The organism is Tepidiforma sp., from assembly GCF_034432735.1.
Classification (GTDB): Bacteria; Chloroflexota; Dehalococcoidia; order Tepidiformales; family Tepidiformaceae; genus Tepidiforma.
In genome coordinates this window covers 1-3,080 of the sequence record NZ_DAOUBJ010000131.1, presented here as the reverse complement: position 1 = coordinate 3,080, position 3,080 = coordinate 1, and the positions used below count along the sequence as shown (strand labels likewise).

3 protein-coding genes are annotated in these 3,080 nt (G+C 66.5%); 2 read left to right on the top strand and 1 reads right to left on the bottom strand.

Translation table 11 applies throughout. From position 1 onward, the window contains the following. Positions 1-27 precede the first annotated feature (27 nt). On the bottom strand, positions 28-1,587 hold the full coding sequence (arsM, locus tag VAE53_RS11815; protein ID WP_322819570.1) for an arsenite methyltransferase: 1,560 nt from the start codon (positions 1,585-1,587) through the stop codon (positions 28-30). A gap of 21 nt (positions 1,588-1,608) precedes the next feature. Here arsM and VAE53_RS11810 point away from each other — a divergent pair, with 21 nt between their 5' ends. Next, a complete protein-coding gene (locus VAE53_RS11810) occupies positions 1,609-2,529 on the top strand; it encodes an SMP-30/gluconolactonase/LRE family protein (protein WP_322819569.1) in 921 nt (306 codons plus the stop codon). Between the two features lie 93 nt (positions 2,530-2,622). Further along, the coding region (gene thyX / locus VAE53_RS11805; protein ID WP_322819568.1) for an FAD-dependent thymidylate synthase at positions 2,623-3,080 on the top strand (458 nt) is incomplete at its 3' end.

The window sequence follows — 3,080 nt, the reverse complement described above, 5'->3', positions numbered from 1 at the left end:
CGCGTTTCGGGTTGGGGAGAGGTGACGTCAGCAGTCGGTGCAGCCGCAGGTGGTCTCTCCGGGGGCCGGTTTCCGGGCGGTGACCGCTGCCGAGGCGAGGCCGCGGCCACCCGGGTACTCGGTGGCTGTGGAGGTTACGTCGACGAAGCCGGCGGCGCGGATGTGGTCGAGGTACTCGGATTCGAGGAGTGCGCCGGCGATGCAGCCTGCCCATTTCTCCATGTCGCCACGGATGTCGGGCGGAACGGGCTTCGTCCACACGATGTCGGAAATTTGGAGGCGGCCACCTGGACGGAGGACCCGGAAGGCTTCGCGGAAGACTTGGGGTTTATCGGGCGAGAGGTTGATGACGCAGTTGGAGATGACGACGTCGACCGATTCGTCGGGCATGGGGATGTGCTCGATCTCGCCGAGGCGGAACTCGACGTTGGCGGCGCCGACTTTTTCGGCGTTCTTGCGGGCGAGGCGAACCATCTCTGGGGTCATGTCGACGCCGTAGACTCGACCGGCGGGGCCGACCATTTTGGCGGCCAAGAAGCAATCGATGCCGCCCCCGGAGCCGAGGTCGAGGACGACCTGGCCGGGCTGGAGGGCGGATATGGCAGTGGGGTTGCCGCAGCCGAAGGCAACATCCGTGACCGTGGCGGGGAGGTCGGCGATGTCGGTGGCGCGATAGAGCTCGGCGATTCGGCTGACGATGACGTCGTCGGAGGCCGGAGCATCGCCGCAGCAGTTCGTTGCGGGTTGTTCGACGGGTGCTGGCGCGCAACACCGGTCGGATTCGACGACGGGGAGCGTTTCGGTGGCTTCGGCGCGTTGGAGGACGGGCTGGACGCGGTTGGCGTAGGCGCGAGCGACTTGTTCGCGGATTTCGTCGGGGGATGGAGCTGGCATGGGGACCTCCTGGGCGTTGCTCATGCCATCGTAATTTTTCGATATGGGCCTGTCAACGAAAATTTCCGATGCCCGTTCGTGGAGGAGCGGGCGGACGAGGGCGCCGAGCCGGCGCCAGTCGGCGAGCTGGTGTTGGAGGGGTCGGTGGATGGCGGAGCGTGCGGCGGGATGGTAGAGGGGGAGCAGCCAGCGGCCACGCCAGCGGCAGGGCCGGGCGACGTGGGTGCGAAGCGCGAGCCCGTGTGGCTCGAGGGCGGCGAGGGCCTCGAGCGCGACTGCGCCGAGTGCGACGACGACCAGCGGGTCGACGAGGTCGATGGTCGCTGCGAGGAGATGGGTACAGGAGCGGATTTCGGATGGACGGGGGCGGCGATTCCTCCCCCGTTCGTCGAGCGGGAGGCAGAGCACGGCGTTGGTGAGGGCGATGGCAGACTCGGGGAGCCCGGAGGCGGCGAGGAGCCGGCGGAAACGGCTGCCGGCGACATCGCCATCGAATGGCCGGCCGGTGCGGGCGGCTCCGAGGCGGCCGGGGGCTTCTCCGACGAAGAGGATCGGACGAGCAGCTGGGGGAGGGGCGAGAACTGCCGAACCGGGCACGACCGAGCGGCACGTTCGGCAGGCGCGAGCGGCCTTACGGAGTTCGGTCGGGCTGGCGTAGCGACGGGCGGGTTGGACGGCGTAGGATTCGGGCATCTCGACGGAGGGTATCTTGTCGTGGAGCCTCGGATCGTTGCGACAGGCCTGGAGTTTCCCGAGGGGCCTGTCGCTCTGGCGAATGGCGATGTGATTGTGACGGAGATTGCGGCGGGGCGTCTGAGCCGCGTGAAGCCGGACGGGAGCGTGGAGGTGTTGGCGGTGACAGGCGGTGGGCCGAACGGTGCGGCGCTCGGGCCGGATGGTGCCTTGTACGTGACGCAGAACGGCGGTTTTCAGTGGCATCGGCGGCCACTCCCGGATGGCACGATGGGGCTCTTTCCCGGTGAGCAGCCGGTAGACTACGCGGGCGGTGCGATCCAGCGGGTGACGCTGGCTGGCGAGGTGAGCACGCTGTACACCGAATGCGATGGCATCCCGCTGAAGGGGCCGAACGATCTGGTTTTCGACCGGGAGGGGAACTTCTACTTCACTGACCTGGGAAAGAATCGCCCTCGGGAGAAGGACCGGACGGGCGTGTACTACGCGTCACCGGATGGGAAGTTCATTCGGGAGATTATTTTCCCGATGGAAGGGCCGAACGGGATTGGGTTGAGCCCGGACGAGCGGACGTTGTACGTGGCGGAGACGCCAACGGGGCGGGTGTGGGCGTACGATGTGCTGGCGCCGGGTCAGGTGGCGAATGGCCGGGTAATCGGGACAGTTCCGGGGGCGCCGCCTTTTGGGTACTCGTTCTGCGACAGTATGTGCGTCGATGCGGAGGGGAACGTGATTGTTGCGACCATCCTGAACGGTGGTTTGACGGTGTTTTCGCCGGATGGTTCGAAGGTGCGGCATGTACCGTGTCCCGATCTGCTCACGACGAATGCCTGTTTTGGGCCGAACATGACGTCGCTGTATGTGACGCTGAGTGGGACGGGCAGGCTGGGGCTGTTCGAGGAGTGGCCGACGAGGGGGCTGCGGCTGAACTTCGCGGCGTAGCCGGGAGCCAGGGACGGAAATTGTGGGCGGCGCGACGTAAGTCGGTCGCCGAGGCGAGGCCATTGGGTGACAATGTCGGCTGGAGGGCCACCGATGCCAATCGCGGTTACGTTGCTGTCCCATACGCCCGACCCGATCCGTTCGCTCTACATGGCGTATCGGGTGTGCTATTCGGCGCTGACGCCGCAGGAGGTGGCGGAGCGGATCGAGAGCGAGCGCATTTCGCGGGAGACGATGGAGCGGTTCGTGGCGGAGCGCCTGAAGACGGGTCACAGCTCGCCGCTGGAGCAGGTGTGGTTCGAGTTCGGGATTTCCGGGGTGAGCCGAGCTTTTTCGCATCAGTTCGTCCGGCACCGGGTGGGAATCAGCTTCGAGCAGCAATCGCAGCGGTACGTGACGTACAAGGATGGCGAGTTTCCGTTCACGGTGCCGGAGACGGTAGCTCGGGCTGGCCTTGCGGGGGAGATGGTTCGGTTGTTCGAGGAGGTGGGCGAGCTGTACGAGCGGATGGTGGAGGCTGGTGTCCCGGCCGAGGATGCGCGCTTCCTCTT

Coding starts and splice junctions, on each gene's coding strand:
- arsM (WP_322819570.1), bottom strand. CDS start 1,587: ATGCCCGAATCCTACGCCGTCCAACCCGCCCGTCGCTACGCCAGCCCG.